This window comes from uncultured Methanospirillum sp. (assembly GCF_963668415.2).
GTDB lineage: Archaea > Halobacteriota > Methanomicrobia > Methanomicrobiales > Methanospirillaceae > Methanospirillum.
In genome coordinates, this window is record NZ_CAXXDL010000001.1 from 2,125,822 (window position 1) to 2,144,759 (window position 18,938).

Consider the following 18,938-nt stretch of genomic DNA (forward strand, 5'->3'; position numbering starts at 1 on the left):
CTTTCTAAAGTTTCAATGTAGATATTCTCGGAATGGTAGTTTGGTTGATGTTTCAGCCTCCAAACGCGTAATTATTCATCGTTTCTGTTACGAGTCTTGTTTGAAGATTGACGTTCGCAGTAATCGTCGTATACTACGCAATATGTGGTGTAATCGCGTCTTCTGCGGTTCCTGCTGATATTTTTGTTCTGACCTCTCTTTCTCTCTATTTCCAAATAGGGCCCAACACAATCATGAGGATACATGCTGGATTATGATTCATCAACTGCTGAAAACCGGGATCTCTTTCAAGCGTTGAAGTATCAACAATGACCCAATAAGCAGGATTGTCCTCTATCACTCGCTCTCTACTCTTTAGCGGTTAGCCTAGCAATCAGCAGTTTTCTATTCTTCATGGTATCCTTGTTCATCCACTTGGAATAATGGGTATTGGGTTTTGCTATCTCTTATGTATATCATTATTCGATATATTGTTCAAATTACTCACCTTAAGGATGAATAATTATGGATTTCCTTATGATGCTTTTTGGAAGTTGATAGAATTCTGTAGATAGGTTTAAACCGTATTCTCAATTCAGGGTCAATCGAGGCAAAAAAAGATAAACGAACCCGAAGGTTCCTTTAGATGTATGGGTTGCGAAGACCCTTGCCAACACCGATAGATGCACGGTGTTCAAGTTCCTTCTGGTTCTTGGTGATCTTCTCGGTTGCGAGCTTGGTCACCAGGTCAAGGCCTGGCTTGACACTGTCGATTGCCTTGATCTCGAATACGCCTGCCTCAACTGCCTTCTTCCAGATGTTGTCACCATTGGTGGACCGGACAAAGACTGTGCTCCATCCGTCCGGGGTTCCAACTGATCCGGTTGAGATATCAGCCATGTTGGCTACATAGTCCAGACAAACGTGGCAGCCTGGCTGCTCGTACTTGTGAGTGACCTTCAGGGGGATCTGGGAGACCGCACCACGGTTGGTGTATGCCCAGTACTTACCCTTCCCGATATCGGTCTTCTTGAGTGAGTGCAGATCCACATTGCAGTGGTCTTCGACGATCTGCTTCATGCTCTGGTAGGAGAAGTTCTCCATGCAGAAGATACCCATTGCGAGAGCGATCTTGTCGGTGACGTACCGCATCCCAATTGGGTAGAGCTGAGCCTTGCGAAGTGCCTGGATCTGGCAGGGAGTACCGACAATACCAACCTTGTCAAGGCCGTACTTCCGGACAGACTCCTTGAGAACTGCCATATTTGGTGAGATGTTGTACCTGGTTCCCCGGGCTGCAAGGATCTCTTCTGGAGAAGTTGCAACCATGGGTTCTGGCTTCCAAGGTTCATCGCCAGGTCCTGCGACAATTGCACCGTCGATGATGCCCTCTTCAAGAGCATACACGAACATCTGGGTGACAATACCGCCATCCTGGGATGACTTCAGGATCTCACTGCTGGTGCTGCGTGCTGCAACACAGGATTTGTACTTGCCGAGCATATCCATGTTAGTTGCCTCCTGGGTTCATTGCAGCAGTAATTGCGCCGAGAATGTTCTCGTAATCGCCACATACATCGAAACTGAAGAAGCTCCGTGGGCATGAGGCATAGCAGGCACCACACTTGATGCACATCTCGCGGTCAATGTTTGGCTTACCGTATTCCATGCTGATAGCAAAGACCGGGCAGGATGCTGCACAGGTTCCACAGCCCATGCACAGGCCCTGGTTGATGACCTTGAGCATAATGTCGCAGCCACAGGCCTCACTGTCGGACTCGATCCGTGATCCGTCCTTTGCCAGTGCCATCAGTGGTGCAAGGTAAGCAGTTGCCAGCTTCTTCTGTGCGTCATTGCCCTTGAGCAGCAGGTATGCCATAACAGCAACATTCCTGATTACCTCTGGGTTTGGTGCGCAGCCAGGGATGTAGACATCTACATCGATCAACTTTGAGATTGGGACAAATGACTCGTGCTGGGGCTGGTTGAACTGGCCACCACGGCAGAACCGGGTGATGTTTCCGTATGCTGAACATCCACCAAGTGCAACCACGACAGTTGCTCTCTCACGGGTCTCTTTGATCTCTTCAACAGAGAGTTCATCCTGCAGGCATACAGATCCCTCAACGAGGGCAACATCCATCTTTGGGATGTGTCTGACATCCACCAGCGTCAGGGTGTATACCAGATCTGCGTAATTATCGAGTAGAGTGAACAGGCCCCCATAGGTGTCTGCAATTGAGACACAGCATCCTGTACACCCACTCATGTGCACATGTCCGAGAGTAATTTTGTTAGACACAGGTCTTTCCTCCTTATGTGATTCTTGTTTCACACTCGCCACGGGTTTAGGAGCTGCAGCCGGTTGTGGTGGTTTTACCTCTTCCGGCTTCTTCTCCTTCCTCCCGAATATCAGCGATAGTAGTCCCATAATGCTCCTCCAACAACTTCAGCACTAACTGTACTGTTCGTGGAATCGCGCTTGCAACCTCATCCGAGAGTCCGATTTCTAAATCAGGAGCAGTAACACGCTTGGGCTGACATCCAATGATCGTGATGTCTATCTTGTCTTTTAAGCGGTGAAGTGGTTCTGCAAGATCCCATGAATGAGCATCCCGGTATTTGCCTGGAGGCAGATCATATGGAGTTAACAGTGTTATCTCTCCGGGATTTCCACCAAAGTCTGCAATATCAATGATGATTATCTTCTTCACCGGCTCTTCAGACTGGTCTAGCAGAGTAAAGATAAAATGCGGGCCTCCAAGGCCTGCATCAATCACCTTTACAGTTTCAGGTAGTGAGATCTTTTTAAGTTCCTCTACTACTTCCGGACCGAACCCGTCGTCAGCAAAGAGCGGGTTACCGCACCCGCATATCACGATCTCCTGGAATAGCATGCGTGAGACTCTCTCACTGGACGAGTTTCTGGGCGATGATCTTCTTGTTCTCGTCTACGACCAGCATGTGGGTTGCACAGGAGACGCAGGGGTCATATGCACGTACAATAACCTCTGCGAGCTGCCAGGGTGCTCCTTCGAGTGCCCGGCTGCAGGTCGGGAAGTTCCAGGTGGTTGGCACAAGCAGGTTGTACATCTGGACTCTTCCATCCTTGACCTTTGCCAGGTGGACATCGGTTCCACGGGGTGCTTCGTTGGCGTTCCATCCGAGGCTGCCATCTCCCTGTGGGATCTCGTCAGCGAGGACAGATCCATTGCAGTCAAGGGCATCCAGGGCATCGATAATGGTGTACAGACAGTCTGGGTACTCCATTTCTCGGGCAATGTTCTGACCCATGGCTCCCTTGTGGTCGAAGTTCTTGAAGGTGACCATACGGGCACGTGGACCGACTTCGACTGGCTGGCCGTCGTAGAGTGGAATGGAGGTGCAGGCCTGCATCTGTGGCCATGCCTTGGTTCCGATCTTGGAGGTTCCACCAATTGGGTAGTCTGGGTCTTCAAGTGAAACTTCACACTCACCCATATACCAGTCCCAGGGGGTTACATCAGTCCAGCGGTTTGGATCCCACTTGGGGTCAAAGTCCAGGCTGGATGACTGGAATATCGAGTCAACAGCCATGTATCCCTGGTTGTGGTATCCGAATTCCTTTGGCATCTCAACGGTGGTCTTCCCGACGGTAACGGTCTCCCTCTTCTCGAAGTTCTTAAAGACAGCATTCATGAAGTCCATCTGGGCGATGGCCATCGGGAGTGCTTCCTTTGCGAGATCAAAGAGTTTCTGCTTTGCCTGAGGACTGATGTTGTAATACATTCCACCGACACGTGGGTTGCTTGGATGAACTGGTTCTCCACCTGCAATCTCACCGATAGTCTGTCCGATCTCACGGAGCCGCTGGATCCGCTTTGCAACGGTTCTGACTGGTTCTTCCGGAGTGAACGGATTGATCTTTGTCTCGGTGCCTGGGATGTACATATCAGGCAGCGCAAGGATGTCGTGCAGTGCAATGCTGTGAAGTTTATTTGCGCACTGAAGGATCAGCCTGAGCAGATATGCATCCTGTGGAATCTCACAGCCGATAGATGCCTCCATGGCTCCGATACCTGCCAGAGTGTGTGCAATCGGGCAGATACCGCAGACACGGGATGAGATCTTTGGTGCCTGGTGCATCGTCTTTCCGATACACAGTTTTTCCAGGCCTCTAACCGGGGTTATACTGAGCCAGTCTCCTCGCTCAATAATTCCCTCATCATTGACTTTGAGAACGAGCTTGGAATGCCCCTCATGTCTTGTGGTTGGGGAAATTTCTACTACTTTGGACAAGAGAATCGCCTTTCATTATTGGTTTGTTCGTAGTGCTATACCACTCATCGCGAGAGAGCCCTCAGGAGATCTGAGGGTACGACCGTACCAGTGTACGACAATTGGTAATTTGAGAGTTTCATATATCTATTTTGCCATTTGAACCCCAAATATTGGGGAAAATCGCGCCAAATTTATTTGATGTGTGTTATTTAATTTCGTATTGGGTGCTATGGGTAGCACTTTTCAACCAGGTGTATTACTATGTCCTTTATTATTTCAACAAAAAATTTGGTGACCAAAAATAAACTACTGCATATTTAGCAAATTTCTGAAAATGGATAAAAAATATTGGATATTATCTACCTCATGTTTTTTCTTTGTATTACTCACTGCAAATATCTATCTCCTTTTCAGCATCCTCTGTTTATTATTTGTGGGTACACTGATTCTGCAGTTATAATCTCTTAAATTTTAAGAAGAATAAAAATTATCAGTTTGCGCTTGGAACCGGTAAAGATTCCTTTACATTTTATCAATCGGCAGCAGATTTATGATCCTGATGATCGAATCAACCTGGACTGATCTGCTTATCCTGAACCATGCCCAACTAAATGTGAGATATGGGAAGCAGGCTCACTCCGGAACAAGGAAAGATCCTTTCGGACATCAATCAGTACCTTGAAGACGCCCGAAGTATCAGTCTGCAGCAGACACGTCAGGATAGAGATAGACGTAATTTCTATGCCCTCTCTATGGTACTCTTTGCTCTTGCAAATCGTCTGATCGACCTTGGAAGAGAGACTGTCTATTTCCGTGGGTACGCAGGACCTGAAGAAGAGATTCGAAATAAAGCGATCTTCAAACGTCTTTCAGATTACAATGTTATTGATCCGGCAACACGTCAGGATCTCATTTTTCTTGTGAATTTCAGGAACCAGTGCTCTCACCATTTTCATGAGGTGACAAAAGAGGATCTGAAAGAAGTCATGGACTCACTTCCACGCTATGAATCCTATGCTATCCTAATGCGTGAAGAACTCAGCCGGACCAATCTCATTACCCGCAAACAGATGGTTCTTGCTGCCGGGATAGTGCTGTTGGTATGTATCCTTGTAGTTATCTTCCTATTAGGATGAGATCAGGTGTTGTCCCCGTTGATCTCATCTGATAATTCTGCAATAGTCGCCTGTCGCTCGGCAAATGCGTCGTGCTGGTGGATACTCTCCTCATTATCCTGTGCAATGGTTACAACAGAGTCACCCGGTAGTTCTCCGAACTCTGCATGAACACGGCGTGCCATCTCTCGTACGCAATCCTCAACAAACCTGGGATTCTTGTGCGCAGCAAGTACAACATGCCCCTCATCTCCCCTTTTCAGGAGTTCGAAGATCGGGGTGCTCATCGACTGCTTTAATATCTTGATGATCTTATCGAGCGGAACATGACTCTCGTCATCGGTCTCGATCGAGAGGAATCCTCTTCCCCGCTGGTTATGGGTGGCCATCGGGACCTCCTGGAAGAATCTCTCAATGGTTGCGGCCTCAATATTGAGCCCCTCCATAACCTCCCGGGCCCGCTCCTGCATGATGTTCTGGGCACAAGGGCATGCAGTCATCCCGGTGACTTCTGCACCGATGCTCTTTCGGACAATTGGGTCCTTGAAGGTTCGCTTGGCTATTGCACTTGCAAAAACCTTGACAACCTCCTGACAGACTGTCCGGGTAACCGGTGTCTCACCGGCAACCATGAACTCGCTCCGCATGAGGACTTCAGTCCGGTCAGCATACTCATGCTTGTCAAGCAGTTTTCTGGCAACCATGCTGCATAGTTCTTCGATCTCCTTGACTTCTCCTTCAATTGCCTGCTGGAGTACCTCATCGATCACTTCAAAATTCCGTGAAAGATTTGCTCCTTTAAGGCTGCCTGGCAGGTCAACAAAGATATCAAAATTTGATATAAATATGACCGGGCGTTTTCCTGGACGGGATACCTCCACCATCTTCTTGACGTTTTTGACGCCCACCCGGGTGAGGTTGATTCTGACATCCGGGGTGGTGGATTGTACATCGGGGAGTTCCCTGACAAAGGCCCGCTCTGCAGTTTTCGTTATGATCATCGCTCCTTTCTTATAGTAGGGATTGAGCTGGTTCCTACAACTGAGTACTGGAGATACTAATAGGTTGTCTATTGCTTCACATAATCAGAAAAGATGAAATTCCGCGACATTGCTATCCAATAATAAAAGGGTGGATAATAATGTCAGGAATTGTTCCTCCTTGTTCTTTGCTGATACATTCAACCTTCATCTCTACAGATAGGGGGTACCGTACCTTGGGGGTGCCTTATGTTTATCCCGCTACCGGGAGAAATGATAGGTACCATGGTCGATTCATACGAGGCCCTGTTACATAAGGCATACGAGGAGGTGACTGAGCCCTCCGAGGATGGTGAGCGCTGGTCATACCCCGAACCCAGGATTTCAATCGAGGGCAAAACGACCATCCTTGAGAACTTTACCGATATTGTCAGTGCTCTCCGCCGTGACCCTGATCATCTCATGAAATTCTTCCTTGGTGAACTTGGTACATCCGGGAAGATCGATGGCAACAGGGTAATATTCAACGGAAAATTTGAGGAGTCATTGTTCGTCCCGCTCGTCAAGAGTTATGTCGATGATTATGTCATCTGCTCTGAGTGTGGCAAACCTGATACGAAATTATTCAAGGATGATCGCGTTCTGGTAATCAAATGTGAAGCCTGCGGTAGTCACCGCCCGGTCAGAAAACGCAAAGCAAAGACTGAAATGGCAACTAGCAGCCTTGAACCCGGAAACATCATCGAGGTCAATATCGAGTCTACCTCCCGTCGTGGTGATGGAGTCGCCAAGATCGGTAAGTATATTGTATATGTAAAGGGTGCAAAACCAGGTCAAAAACTGAAAGTCAGGATAGCAAAAGTATCAGGCTCGATTATATTTACCGAACAGCCATAGGCTGAAAAATAAGTTACTTTTTTACTGACGCTACATCTTTTAACAGGTCATTGCATGCTGCAGAAATACGGGTGCATGCAGCGATAATTGGTGCAACCGGGTCTTTTTTGTCGTATGTGGTGACAGTAAGCACCGGGTCAGAAAATTGGAATTCAATGACGTAGTTAGCAACGTCTACAGTTGGATCCTTCTGAATCTCGCTGATGAGGGCGTTCATGAACGTATGGCCCTGACCAATCAGGGCAATTTTAACCTTATCTTCACTCAGTTCAAGAACGGTAATATTCATTCCAGATTAGTGTGTCTTCAAAACTCATAAACCTACAGCCACCTCTTCAGACGATAAATTGTTCCCCGTCATAGCCCTGATGAGGGAGATTGAACGGAAGGTAATGGCTCATATGAACGACCCGAAAATCCTTGGCCTTTAGTTCCGTGGCCAATGCAACTGACTCTTCATAGTTGAGGTGCTTGGCCACCTTTTTGAATGATGAAGGGAAGAGTCCGTCTATGAAGAGGAGATCCACTCCTGTCAGGAGTTCACGGGTCTTATCAGGGAGATGCTCATTTGTATCAGACGTATACCCTATCCTCACCTTTCCATCAGAGAAGATAACCCCGCAGGTGTAAACATCCGGGTGCGTGACCTCGACCAGAATGAATTCAAGGCCAAAAAGAGTGAACGGGGTATACACCGGGATCTCATGTCTCTCATGGATCAGGAACCGGAAGACCTCTCCGCAGTATTCCATAACCTGCGGGGCTGTATATACCGGGGGGATCCTCTGCACGCGGTAAAACTCCCCGAATCCCATGAAGTGATCATAATGTCCGTGTGTCCAGATGACCGCATCGATCTTCGGGGATCCGTTCTGCAGGAGTTGTCTCCTCAGATCGGGTGAGGAGTCAATGAGGATGGTTCTGTCATCGTTCCTGATCAGTATTGATGTCCTGAGCCGTTCGATGCCGTTCTTTTTTGCATAGGTGCACTGTGCGCATTCACATCCTACATGGGGAGTTCCAACAGCATCCCCAGTACCGAGCAGGGTTATCTCCATCGTTGTCCTTACTGGCAGTTTTTGGTCCTGTTGGCATCTCTGTTCTTGATCAGGTTCTGACCTGCAGCCAGATCTTCATCTTTCAAAAGATTCCTGCCATCAATGAGTGCGGTGAGTATGGCTTCACGAACAACCATCTTGAGATCTGCTCCAGAGTATCCGTCAGTCTCGCGTGCTACCTCACTTACGTCACACCCTGATGAAAATCCCTGGAGAAGCCTTCCAAGAATGAGTTGTCTTGTTGCCAGGTCAGGCAGGTCGAAGGGGATGACCTCATCAAACCGACGCCATGCAGCCTCATCAAGCAGTTGTGGGTGGTTGGTGGCTCCGATCAGGAGCACGTTGTTTCTGATAAGACTGATCCGGTCGATATTTTTCAGAAGTGCATTTACTGCACGTTTCATGGCTCCGTGGTCGTCGCCGATTCTGCTTTTTGCCAGGAAGTCAAACTCATCGATAAACAGGATGCAGGGGGAGAGAGATCGTGCAACCTCAAAGATCCGGTCGATGTTCTTGGAGGTTTCACCAAGGTACTGTGAGGTTACCATCGGGAGCCTCACCTCTAGAATTGGCATATGGAAGACCCGCGAGAGAGCAAAAGCAAGAGATGTCTTTCCAGTTCCCGGCGGACCGATAAAGAGCAGTTTTCCTATATCAAACACCTGGTGTGTCCGTAAAAACTCAAGGTTTTCCAGGGCCACCTTCAGTTTCAGGATCCGTTGAACCTGATCTGGGGTGCAGATGATATCATCCAGGGTCTGTTCAACCTCTTCCGGTGCGCTGATGATGATAAGATCAAGGCCGGCCCTGAGTTTCTCATCTTCTGCAAGCATCCGGGATATTCTCCGGTCCAGAGAGACCCGGCTGTCTTCAAACCTGGGGTTAAGATCCCTGGCTGAAGCATGCGAGGCATCAGAAAGAAGATTGTTGGCTTCAGCGTACCAGGCGAGAACCGGGTTCTTTTTTATCCGTTTCTCTCCGTTATGCTTGATAAACCAACTGAATCCGGTTGGAAGTGTGGTTATTCTGAGCCGGTGTCCGAACTCCTCATACACCGTGAGTGGGTGTTTTTCCAGACGCAGATGTGCGTCCGGGATACCGAGAACCTTCTGTAGCGCGCTCTCCGAGACCACAACGGGTCCCCGTTCCCCTTCCATGCTCTGAACACCATATACCTCACGTGCAATGGGGGTCAGATCGTTGATATCCAGATTCTGATTCTGGTTAAAAATCTCGGCCGCCAGAAGCAGTTCGATCAGGTCCAGGATCTCCTCGTCACGGGCCATGTCAATAACTCATATCGTTGGTGCTGATCACAGATGAACGTGTTATTTTTATTCGGTACTTATGCGGTGGTCACAACACACCCGTCACTGGTGACGATCATGGTGTGTTCTGACTGAGATACATACGATCCCGGGATGTCGGCCAGAACCGGGTAAGAATGAAGGACACCTTCCCTGACTAGTCTGAGCAGGGCCAGATCCGGTTTTGGCGTTTTAAGATGCCTTCTTGCAAAGGGAAGGCCCTTACGTGGTTCAATCTCGCTCAATATCTTTCGCGATGCTGGCATTCTGACTGGTTTCCATGACTGCTGGGAGAAGATCTCAACGCGTTTTAGATCACTGACGTATCCTGTACCGGTTGTTGCAAATGGCTCAATTGCGATTGCCATACCTTCTTCAAGCACTGCTCCGCCGATCCCTCCGATATTTGGAACATTTGGTCCCATGTGAAGTCTGAACTGGTCAAGGCCATGCCCGGTAAGATTTGCAACAGGTCTGAATCCCCGTGATCCAATCTCTGCCGCTACAGCCACTCCTAGTTCACCAATTGCGACTCCGGGCCTTACCCTGGCAATTGCTGCATCACGCGCAGCAACTGATGCCTCCACAAGCAGTCCCTGGTCACCAAGGTCAACGGTTAATGCTGTGTCTGCGATATACCCATCCAAGTGCGCACCCAGGTCCAGTTTTACCATATCGCCTGTACGAAATGTCCGGTCGTCCTCTGGTGAGGGTGTGTCATGGGCTGCAGATTCATTCAGTGAGATGTTTACTGGGAATGCCACACCAAGGCCTGCATCGATGATCATCTGTTCGACCTGGGCAGCCGTCTCTGCGAGTGATGCATCCGGTCTGATCATGTCAGCTCCTTTTTTCAGGATTGTGGATGCCACCTTTCCTGCCTGTATATATCGTTCAAAAATTTCTTCTTTCAAAGAATCAACTCCACCGGGAAATTTGTAAGTCTGTTAAATCCGTTGCTGGTAACTACTCCCATATTTTCTATCCTCACGCCTCCAACTCCCCGATAGTAGAGGCCGGGCTCCACAGTCACGACATGCCCTTCTTTCAATTCTTCTCCTGCAGGAGAGAGGCTTGGTTTTTCGTGTACCTCAAGGCCGATCCCGTGCCCAAGACTGTGAATAAATCCCTCAGTGTCTGTTTTGAATCCATGGTCATCGAAATAATCCCTGACCTTCTGATAACAGTCTGCCCCACTGACTCCGGCAGATATCAGGCTCTCACCAAGGATCTCTGCCTGACGGACGGCTTCAAATAATTCGCAGACTTTCCGGGATGGCTCTCCTTTTGAGACCGTCCGGGTCATATCTGCATGATAACCACTGGCCTCACTTCTGGGAAAGAGATCGATCACAATAGGCTGATGGGCCTGAAGTGGCCCTTCTCCTGTGCAATGGGGCATTGCAGTCTCCTCTCCACAGGAGACGATGGTGTCATGGGCAGTACATCCATGAGCAAGAAGTGTGGAGTGAATGGTATACCTGATCTGCTCTGATGTAAGTGTTTTTTCGCCATGCCAGAGTAGTCCGTTTCGTATTGTCGTCTCTCTGATCAGGTTTATTGCCTGCTCCATTGCTTTTTCAGTTGCTTTTTGCACAACTGATATCTGTTCGATCTCAGTACTGCTTTTCCTGGCTCTGATCTGTGCAATTGCCGAATGCTCATCCAGTATGACCGGTACTTTTTTCTCAAGTGCCCGGGCCAGGGCGAGAGGAAACTGGGGTGGAACAATCACTGCCCCACCTGCACACCGTTCTATCATGGCAGCAGTGATATGGTACGGATTCTTTTCTGTTGCAGCAATCTCCTGGTAACCAGCCTGCTGCCTGGTAATGCTTTGCGCGACTGATTCACGTTCTGCCCGGTCAGCCTCCATGACTGGCAGGATCATGATGGGCTTTTCCCCTCTTTTTTTTATCACCGGGACCGGGTCATTGGTTACAAATCGGGTGAGGTACCGCATATCCGGGTCATCTGATGAGGCAAACAGACAGTATGCGGAGGCGCCGGACCGGCCAATGAGATCATCGAGGTAGTCCATCCTCTACACATTGCTGATGAGACCACAAGTACTTTTATGATAAAACTGATGTATGAATAATGAACGAGTCTGCTAAAGAGCAGTTCAAATGGAAATTCTGGTACAATGCAGTAATTTTGAATGGAGTAATCCTCTTCTTTGCAGTGGGGGTACTCGCTCTTTTTCTCTTCCCTCAAGCATGGAGGATCCCGGGATCAGTTGTATCTCTCATCATAGCACTGATTCTCATGATAATTTTCAGAAGACAATACCTGAAAACAAAAGAGTGGCTGGATAAAAATGCCTGAATGAGGATGTCATGCTAAAGAAGATTAAGGGGGACATTGAGTTAATCGGCAGACATCTCGAAGTCTTATCCACGGTAGCGCAGCATCAGCCGATAGGCATCATCAAATTATCCGAAGTATTGGATGTTCCCCAGCATCGGATACGATACTCGCTCAGGGTCATGGAAGGGCTTGGGTATATCCGCGCCTCCCCAACCGGTGCTATCACGACCGAGAAGGCAGACGAGCTGTTCACCACTCTTGATACTGATATTGAGGAGATATCCGTTTTGTTGAGTGGGATGAGATCACTCATTCAGAGATCCTGAATGAGAGAATATCATAATATTTATATGGAAATTCATCTTACATTATAGAGCACCTCTGAGCCGCCATAACTCAGTTGGTAGAGTGACTGGCTGTTAACCAGTATGTCACAGGTTCGAGTCCTGTTGGCGGCGTTATTCTTTTTGGGCCTGTAGCTTAGTGGTTAGAGCGCCCGGCTCATAACCGGGCGGTCATGCGTTCGAATCGCATCAGGCCCATAACCCGGTTACTTTTTATTCTATGGTCTCGTAGCATTCATTATCTGAATGTATTGTCCTGTCTGTGGGAAAGATCATATCTGTTATGCGCAGGATCTCCTCAGCAGGCGGCATGATAATTTTTCTCCATGTCCCGATTGTAACAGAATAATCCGAAATAAGTCCGGGCCACCCGATGATTCACCGCCTCCTCCCTGCCACTGTGGCAAGGCTTTCATTGATGATGTATATGCCCGGCTCTACCTTCTCCTGGTTGATACCGGGCTTTTTTCAGGAGATGAGCCCCTCTCTTCCGTTGGGACACCTCTTATTGATCCTGGTATTTTTTTACGCTCCCCTCCGTTTCTTCCCTCCCGTTCTTTTCTTCTGATCTCTTCTGTTTTTGATGACGCAACCGCGCATCGTGCATACCACGAAGTCCCTCAAATATCTGGAATTCTCAACGAGGGGAGAAATCCTCCAGGGATTGGAGATAGGGTGGATGTTCATCCTCCGGTCTGTTCTGAACAGAACCTTCTCTGCGGTTGTGATGTCAGGGCAGATCTATTTCCAACGAGTAAAGGCCCGGTAGTAGTATACAAAAAACAGGGTGCAGCACATATCGAATTTCCTCATGGAAGTGATCCCAAAATCCGTTCTGTTGAAACTGCGATACGAAGGGTCCATCCATCTCTCTTTGTTGATGCTTGTTCGGGTGTTGGAACGCTGGGGATTGCTGGCGGAATCCTCGGTGTTCATCATGTTCTTCTTAATGATCCCTGGTACGCTGCGGCCTATTTTTCTGCGTTTAATCTACTCGTGAATAAAGACTCGTTAGGTCTTGATGAATGCACATTTACAACTGATTTTCTCCATCTTTCACGAGAAAAAGTTCATGATGAACCACTTCAGGTTGCGGAAGGCCATGGTTCAGAGAAAGATGTTGAGGTGTTTCAGGGACGGATGGAACTACTCTCTCCCTTGATTCATGATCACCCGGTTCTGACGGTCTTTGATCCCTTTAATAAAAAACAGTTCAGACAGAATCAGTCCTTTTTATCTGGATGGGCGAATACCGTCGGAGGGGAAGTTTTTATTCCATAAGTCTTCGCATAATAATGGGGACTAGCCCGGGTGGATCGACGTCACCTGTCACCTGAAACCGCCGGTACGCAGGGGGCGAAGTTCGAGGAAGGCTTACACGTACTGCCTGAATTCTCCATGCTTTCAACGAAGAAACCCTGTCCTGTGAGGTCGATGGCCAGGAATCAAACCTTCGGAGGAAGGAACGACCTGTTGTCGCGGGGAACGGTCCAGGCCCGGAAGGGAGCAGACTTACCGTGAACGTTCGGCGCCCATGGGGTTGCGGGGCGGAGGAGAAGGCTTGAGACCAGGGTTGCAACGGTCTGTCGACCGAGAACGTGTCCCTATTTTTATACGCTGATTCTCATGACAAAAGTCACGATCATTGGTGCTACCGGACGGGTTGGCCAGTACGCGGCCCTCTCGATTTCGCGGATACCGTATATCCGGGAGATCCAGTTGTACGGCCGCGAAGGTTCGCAGTCTCTCCTTGATGGAATTTCACGTGACCTCATCGATTCATTTGCTGCAACCGGGACCGCGAGTGCGGTGCGGTGGAGCTGTGATCTTGCAGACATGAAGGGGTCTGATGTCGTCATCATCACTGCAGGAGTGGCACGCAGACCTGATCAGGATCGTCTGGATCTTGCGTATGAGAATGCAAAAGTTGTAGCAGACCTGTCACAGCAGGTTCAGAAGTATGCTCCCGAGTCTATGATCATGATGGTAACAAACCCGGTTGATATCATGACATCGGTGGCGCTCCGGTATTCGGGAAAAAAACCTCACCAGGTCTTCGGCCTCGGTACTCATCTCGACTCAATGCGACTGAAATCCCTGATTGCGTCGTTCTTTCAGGTTCATGTCAGCGAGGTTCATACGCGCATCATTGGTGAACACGGGGAGAGTATGGTGCCTCTCTGGTCAGCAACCACTATCGGTGGCATTCAGATATCGAATCTGCCCTCGTTTGGCAACCTGCCCATTGATGAGATCATGGGAACGGTCCGTACATCGGGTCAGCAGATCATTGCCAGTAAAGGTGCCACGGTCTGGGGACCGGGAGATGCAATAGCCACGATCGTCAAGACCCTGCTTGGAAATGAAAACCGGATCCTGACAGTATCAGCGTACGTAAAGAGCGAGGTTCACAACATTGGTGACGTCTGCATCGGTGTCCCGGCAAGAATAAACCGGAAAGGGGTGTTTCCTGTCTCAATCAGGCTAGATCCGCTTGAGGTACATGCATTTCAACGATCAGTTGAACGCATTCGCAATTTGACTGAACAGGTTCTTACCACTCTTCAGCAGTCTGATTCATGTAAGAAAGAGCCTGAAAAATAGGTTTGTTTTTAGTTTAGACGAGTGTTGATCCGATGATCTCTGCCCGTTCAATTCCGGGAATGCTATTCAGTGCGGCCTCAGCTGCATCGGTCTGTCCTTCTGCATCCGGTACAACAACGACAACCTTGAGTGCAACAAGTCCGAACCCAATCGGTTCTTCCTGAATATCCTGAACCCGTGGAAGTTTTGCGCGAATCTCTTTCTTGATATCTTCACGGTTAACTTCAGGGGATTCTGGCATTGCCTTGATGATCAGTGCCACATCGCCCATGCCTTAAGGCCCCCGGAACCCACATGTCGGGCAGACGTACTCGACACTCTGTTCCCGGCAGCGGTAGCAGCGGCTGATACGGACACCACAGGCTGGGCAACCGAATTCAGTTGATCCCTGCTCTGCCATTGGGCCGTTGCATGAGGTACATTTCTCTTCACTCATATTCGGATATCTCCAAAGGTGCTTATCTTATTCTTTCTTGATCCTCTTAAATCATGATGCCAAATCTCGTCCCCACAATCGTCTCTCCCCTCAGTGCCTTTACGATTCTTTCCGGAAAAGTACCGTTGATAATCATGCCGCTTATGGAATGGTGCAGGATATAAGGGATGAAGAGAGGATCGAGGTCCTGAGTCTCAACCTGACTGGATATCTGTTCCAGCGGGGCACCTGCTGCGCGGATCTGATCTATTGACTTCAGGACAAGGAGCTTCGCTCCCAGGTGATCAGCAAGCCAGGCACTGATTGTGTCTGACGTGATATCCCAGGTATGGGGCAGAGGATCTCTCTCTCTGAAATACTGGTAGGGAAGTAGTACCCGAGGTTTATCTGAAAACCCTGGATTTTCAATAACTTCAATACCAAATCCCGATAGGAACCATCCGTACTGCTCCATTCCTGCGATCGCCATCCAGTGGGCTATCGTTCCATCTGTTCCAGTCTCCCGGACTGCATCAGCGAAGATACCGCCGCCAGGGAGTATGAGGGCACTTATCCCGGATTCAAGAATTGTACTGATGATCTCCGCGGAATGAGGCAGCAGGCTCCCTCCTATTTTGATCACCAATGGCTTTTCCATACGAGAAGTTTATTTCAGCAGGTTCATTTATGGCTGCCTGTATACTCTCCATCATGCGTCTTTTCGTACTGGTTCTGGTTATTCTTCTCTGTCCGGTCACCAGTGCTTTTCAGATAACTGAAGTGTATCCTGACACCTATCTGGATGGAGACGCTGATGAGTACCTGGTCATAAGTGGAGAAGGATCGCTCAGTTCTCTTGAGGTGACCGATGGGGAAGGACGGATCACCTTCCCGGCAGGTGCAGTATCATCTGGTTCGATAACTATAGCACGTGATGGAGAAGCATTCCACAAGGTCACCGGAAGATATCCTGATTATGATCTAATAGGGAAGAATTCGTCGGCTCCAAAGCCCATGATAACCGGAAAGTTCCAGTTGGCAAACCAGAAAGATGAACTTCTGCTGATGGAGCATGGCCTCCTCATCCAGAATCTCACCTGGCCGGGATCCTTTAAGCCCCGCAAAGGGCAGGTTCATGTCCTTGGTTTAGACAGGGTATGGGACAGTCGGGTCTTCATATCAGGGGCGAGCAGGTTCAAACCTGAAACTTTCACCCAGGTTCAGGGTACGGCTTTTGTATCTCCTGACTGCGGGCGTGCTGTTTTTGAGCAGGCTATCTCTTCTGCAGGGCACGAAATTCTGGTAAATGTCTACGAATTTACTGATCCGGGACTGGCTGATCTCCTCTGTCAGGCTGCCACACGCGGGGTGAAGGTTACTGTACTGCTGGAAGGTGGTCCGGTTGGTGGTGTGAGCCCTGAAGAACGTTCTGTCATCACAAAACTTCAAACCGCAGGCATCCCGGTGAAGGCCATGACAGGAGCAGGGGAGGACCATGCCCCGTATCGCTATGATCATGCAAAGTACATGGTCATCGACGGGAAAGACCTCCTTCTCACAACAGAGAACTTCAAGGATCACTCATTCCCCGGATCTGGCCTTGCCGGAAACCGTGGGTGGGGTGTTCTGATCTCATCCCCTGACCTCTGCTCATACTTTTCAAAGGTATTTTACTCAGATCTGAACGGGCCGGGCGTGACCGGTATCGAGGGGCACCCTTCAGAAACCATTCCCTATTCTGCTGATACGTATACTCCCGTGTTTGCTCCTCTCAAGTTCACTGCCTCTTCAGTAACTCCTGTACTGGCCCCTGATACGAGTGATCTTATCCTTTCGCTCATCAATGAAACCAGTAGCCGGTTACTGATTGAAGAGGCTTACATCAAGCACTGGTCGCATGGAAAGCGGAACCCCTACCTTGAGTCAGCAATCAACGCTGCCAGGCGGGGAGTGAATGTCAGGATCCTTCTTGATTCGTATTATTACAACACTGAAGAAGAGAACGATAACGATGAGATCGCAGCCGAGATCACTGCTCTTGCCAGTCGTGAGCACATCCCGATTGAGCCAAGACTTCTGGATCTATCGGGGTCTGGACTGCTCAAACTTCATGCAAAAGGGTTGATAGCCGATGACTCTGTACTGATATCAAGCATCAACTGGAATGAAAACTCGCCTGTTTTCAACAGGGAGGCCGGTCTCATCATCAGGGACATCAGTGTTGCCGGGTATTATGCATCTGTGTTTGAACAAGACTGGAGTGGGTATAAACATCCACAACAGCAGGCTGAATCCGGACTGGATATGACGAAAATCGGCCTTGCCTGCATGATCATCTGCATGGTTGGGGCACTATACTGGTGGCGTCATCGGCGATAAAAAAAGAGTTCAGAGATATTCACTCAGGAATACAAAGATCAGATAATAGAGGGCTACCACTAGCATCAGAGCTCCTGCCAGTCGGTTGATTATACCGTGGTAGGTTGTCAAGAATAATACTGCCCGTCTGTTTGCATCGATTGAGAATGCTGAAAGGACCAGGAGCGGGGTTGCCATGCCTATCCCGAATATGACAAAGTTGACGAAGTTAGCAAGAAAATCAGCGGTTGTCGTGGAGAGGGCAAAGAGCATGATGATCGAGGCAGGATTGCAGGGAAGTGCTACAAGGCCGAAGAACGCACCAAACAGGAAAGCCGTGATCCAGGGAGTTTTTGCTTCAGGCGTCTGAACTGTCGGAAATATCCTGCCGATGTCAACGCCCAGTATCATGCCGATACTCATAATTGCCAGAATCAGATACACAACCGGGCCGAGGTATCCGATAACTAGGCTGGTCGAAGCCTGCAGGACTGATACAAAAATCACTCCGAATGCGAGCATCGCCCCGATCACCCCTGCTGTGACAGTCAGGCCAAGCAGAAGGGTGGAGGCTCTTTTTCTCTGGGCAGTTCTTCCTGCCAGAAATGCGAGATAACCTGGGTACAATGGAAGAACACACATCGCCCCGAGGGGAGTGTACAGGCCTGCAAGAAATGAGAGTATCCAGGTGTCAGGACTGAAATCCATGGTTATGCGCAGACCTGAGAGAGGGCGCTCTTCAGGGTCTGTGTTCTGAATAGTCCTGACCCGATATGGTTCACAGTCCTGCTGCAGACAATAACAGTCTGCGGAAGTTCAAGTGCGAAACTGGTCCCAAATGTCCCAACCAAACCACGCGTCAGTTCTTTAGGTGAGGCAGCAAAGTGCCCGGTATACTTCTCCTTCTCGATATGCTGTTTTATCATATTCTGGTTCTCATTTGGATCGAGATCAATTCCGACGATGGTAAACGCATCTGGTGATGCAGCCAGCATACTTTCACTCTCTTTGAGTTGCATCGAACAGGCAGGACACCAGACCGCAAAGGTATGAAGGAGGACCGGTTTCCCCTGCTTTGCGAGTTGATCAATGGTAAACTGCTCTCCGGTTACTGCATCTGTCATCGGTATTTTTGTCCAGCCGAGGCCGGAGTCACTTGGATCAACAGCGGTGACATCAGGATTGGTAACCTCCTTGCTCACCTCTTTCGGCTGTTCTGATGCGGCTGCTCCGGTCATCAGAATGAGAAAAAGGCAGAGCCCGGTTATCAGAACTCTCTGATATCGGATTCTATGCATGTACAAGCATCTG

22 protein-coding genes, 2 tRNA genes and 1 other RNA gene are annotated in these 18,938 nt (G+C 49.0%); 10 read left to right on the forward strand and 15 right to left on the reverse strand.

The features are described 5' to 3' along the window. Positions 1-621 precede the first annotated feature (621 nt). The 4 genes from frhB to frhA are packed head-to-tail and all read right to left on the reverse strand — an operon-like array spanning position 622 to position 4,257. Positions 622-1,488, reverse strand: coding sequence for a coenzyme F420 hydrogenase subunit beta (gene frhB, locus ACHZA2_RS09865; protein ID WP_319579575.1), 867 nt, complete (start codon positions 1,486-1,488; stop codon positions 622-624). A gap of 1 nt (position 1,489) precedes the next feature. Continuing rightward, on the reverse strand, positions 1,490-2,281 hold the full coding sequence (frhG, locus tag ACHZA2_RS09870) for a coenzyme F420 hydrogenase subunit gamma (RefSeq protein WP_319538958.1): 792 nt from the start codon (positions 2,279-2,281) through the stop codon (positions 1,490-1,492). 46 nt (positions 2,282-2,327) lie between these two features. Then, entirely contained in the window at positions 2,328-2,876 is a 549-nt protein-coding gene (gene frhD, locus ACHZA2_RS09875) for a coenzyme F420-reducing hydrogenase, FrhD protein (RefSeq protein WP_319579576.1), read from the reverse strand. Between the two features lie 13 nt (positions 2,877-2,889). Next, positions 2,890-4,257, reverse strand: a complete 1,368-nt coding sequence (frhA, locus tag ACHZA2_RS09880) for a coenzyme F420 hydrogenase subunit alpha (protein WP_319579577.1) — start codon at positions 4,255-4,257, stop codon at positions 2,890-2,892. 602 nt (positions 4,258-4,859) lie between these two features. Here frhA and ACHZA2_RS09885 point away from each other — a divergent pair. After that, positions 4,860-5,375: a HepT-like ribonuclease domain-containing protein gene (locus ACHZA2_RS09885; RefSeq protein ID WP_319579578.1), complete on the forward strand. Its 516-nt coding sequence runs from the start codon at positions 4,860-4,862 to the stop codon at positions 5,373-5,375. A gap of 2 nt (positions 5,376-5,377) precedes the next feature. Here the strand turns inward: ACHZA2_RS09885 and mptA are convergent, their stop codons facing one another. Next, a complete protein-coding gene (mptA, locus tag ACHZA2_RS09890) occupies positions 5,378-6,355 on the reverse strand; it encodes a GTP cyclohydrolase MptA (protein WP_319579579.1) in 978 nt (325 codons plus the stop codon). 264 nt (positions 6,356-6,619) lie between these two features. Here mptA and ACHZA2_RS09895 point away from each other — a divergent pair, with 264 nt between their 5' ends. Then, the gene (locus ACHZA2_RS09895) at positions 6,620-7,231 is read left to right on the forward strand and encodes a translation initiation factor IF-2 subunit beta (protein ID WP_319538953.1); all 612 of its coding nucleotides are present in this window, start codon (positions 6,620-6,622) and stop codon (positions 7,229-7,231) included. Between the two features lie 13 nt (positions 7,232-7,244). Here the strand turns inward: ACHZA2_RS09895 and ACHZA2_RS09900 are convergent, their stop codons facing one another. The 5 genes from ACHZA2_RS09900 to ACHZA2_RS09920 are packed head-to-tail and all read right to left on the reverse strand — an operon-like array spanning position 7,245 to position 11,637. Then, positions 7,245-7,520: a DNA-directed RNA polymerase subunit L gene (locus ACHZA2_RS09900; RefSeq protein ID WP_319579580.1), complete on the reverse strand. Its 276-nt coding sequence runs from the start codon at positions 7,518-7,520 to the stop codon at positions 7,245-7,247. 46 nt (positions 7,521-7,566) lie between these two features. Beyond that, complete coding sequence (locus ACHZA2_RS09905; protein ID WP_319579581.1) at positions 7,567-8,289, reverse strand: MBL fold metallo-hydrolase; 723 nt, start codon at positions 8,287-8,289, stop codon at positions 7,567-7,569. 8 nt (positions 8,290-8,297) lie between these two features. Further along, the gene (locus tag ACHZA2_RS09910; protein ID WP_319538950.1) at positions 8,298-9,575 is read right to left on the reverse strand and encodes an ATP-binding protein; all 1,278 of its coding nucleotides are present in this window, start codon (positions 9,573-9,575) and stop codon (positions 8,298-8,300) included. 59 nt (positions 9,576-9,634) lie between these two features. Continuing rightward, positions 9,635-10,510: a type II methionyl aminopeptidase gene (gene map, locus ACHZA2_RS09915; RefSeq protein ID WP_319579582.1), complete on the reverse strand. Its 876-nt coding sequence runs from the start codon at positions 10,508-10,510 to the stop codon at positions 9,635-9,637. Further along, positions 10,507-11,637 (reverse strand): Xaa-Pro peptidase family protein, encoded by a 1,131-nt coding sequence (locus ACHZA2_RS09920; RefSeq protein ID WP_319579583.1) that lies wholly within the window; start codon positions 11,635-11,637, stop codon positions 10,507-10,509. Before ACHZA2_RS09920 ends, map begins: the two co-directional genes overlap by 4 nt. Before the next feature lie 59 nt (positions 11,638-11,696). Between ACHZA2_RS09920 and ACHZA2_RS09925 the strand changes: the two genes are divergently transcribed. The 7 genes from ACHZA2_RS09925 to ACHZA2_RS09955 all read left to right on the forward strand — a co-directional run bounded on the left by ACHZA2_RS09925 (position 11,697) and on the right by ACHZA2_RS09955 (position 14,854). After that, positions 11,697-11,924: a hypothetical protein gene (locus ACHZA2_RS09925; RefSeq protein WP_319579584.1), complete on the forward strand. Its 228-nt coding sequence runs from the start codon at positions 11,697-11,699 to the stop codon at positions 11,922-11,924. 11 nt (positions 11,925-11,935) lie between these two features. Beyond that, positions 11,936-12,232: a hypothetical protein gene (locus tag ACHZA2_RS09930; RefSeq protein ID WP_319538946.1), complete on the forward strand. Its 297-nt coding sequence runs from the start codon at positions 11,936-11,938 to the stop codon at positions 12,230-12,232. A 59-nt stretch (positions 12,233-12,291) separates the two neighbouring features. Next, a tRNA-Asn gene (locus ACHZA2_RS09935) sits at positions 12,292-12,364 on the forward strand. A gap of 11 nt (positions 12,365-12,375) precedes the next feature. After that, positions 12,376-12,448 (forward strand) — tRNA-Ile (locus ACHZA2_RS09940). A 48-nt stretch (positions 12,449-12,496) separates the two neighbouring features. Next, positions 12,497-13,531: a hypothetical protein gene (locus tag ACHZA2_RS09945; protein ID WP_319538945.1), complete on the forward strand. Its 1,035-nt coding sequence runs from the start codon at positions 12,497-12,499 to the stop codon at positions 13,529-13,531. Between the two features lie 14 nt (positions 13,532-13,545). Continuing rightward, positions 13,546-13,858, forward strand: an RNA gene (gene ffs / locus ACHZA2_RS09950) — signal recognition particle sRNA. An 18-nt stretch (positions 13,859-13,876) separates the two neighbouring features. Continuing rightward, positions 13,877-14,854 carry a malate dehydrogenase gene (locus ACHZA2_RS09955; protein WP_319579585.1) on the forward strand — a complete coding sequence of 326 codons (978 nt, stop codon included), beginning with the start codon at positions 13,877-13,879 and terminating at the stop codon, positions 14,852-14,854. Between the two features lie 13 nt (positions 14,855-14,867). On the opposite strand, the gene ACHZA2_RS09960 is transcribed toward ACHZA2_RS09955, so the two are convergent. Genes ACHZA2_RS09960 through ACHZA2_RS09970 form a run of 3 tightly spaced genes read right to left on the reverse strand, consistent with a single transcriptional unit; the run spans position 14,868 to position 15,927 of the window. Beyond that, positions 14,868-15,125, reverse strand: a complete 258-nt coding sequence (locus ACHZA2_RS09960; protein ID WP_319538943.1) for an elongation factor 1-beta — start codon at positions 15,123-15,125, stop codon at positions 14,868-14,870. 3 nt (positions 15,126-15,128) lie between these two features. After that, positions 15,129-15,290, reverse strand: coding sequence for a zinc finger domain-containing protein (locus ACHZA2_RS09965; RefSeq protein WP_319538942.1), 162 nt, complete (start codon positions 15,288-15,290; stop codon positions 15,129-15,131). A gap of 46 nt (positions 15,291-15,336) precedes the next feature. After that, complete coding sequence (locus ACHZA2_RS09970) at positions 15,337-15,927, reverse strand: uridylate kinase (RefSeq protein WP_319579586.1); 591 nt, start codon at positions 15,925-15,927, stop codon at positions 15,337-15,339. Between the two features lie 29 nt (positions 15,928-15,956). On the opposite strand from ACHZA2_RS09970, the gene ACHZA2_RS09975 reads away from it, so the two are divergent. Then, positions 15,957-17,648, forward strand: coding sequence for a phospholipase D-like domain-containing protein (locus tag ACHZA2_RS09975; protein WP_394698546.1), 1,692 nt, complete (start codon positions 15,957-15,959; stop codon positions 17,646-17,648). Between the two features lie 9 nt (positions 17,649-17,657). Here ACHZA2_RS09975 and ACHZA2_RS09980 read toward each other — a convergent pair whose 3' ends face one another. Next, entirely contained in the window at positions 17,658-18,335 is a 678-nt protein-coding gene (locus ACHZA2_RS09980; RefSeq protein ID WP_319538939.1) for a cytochrome c biogenesis protein CcdA, read from the reverse strand. Between the two features lie 2 nt (positions 18,336-18,337). Continuing rightward, positions 18,338-18,925: a redoxin domain-containing protein gene (locus ACHZA2_RS09985; protein WP_319538938.1), complete on the reverse strand. Its 588-nt coding sequence runs from the start codon at positions 18,923-18,925 to the stop codon at positions 18,338-18,340. Positions 18,926-18,938: the final 13 nt, after the last annotated feature.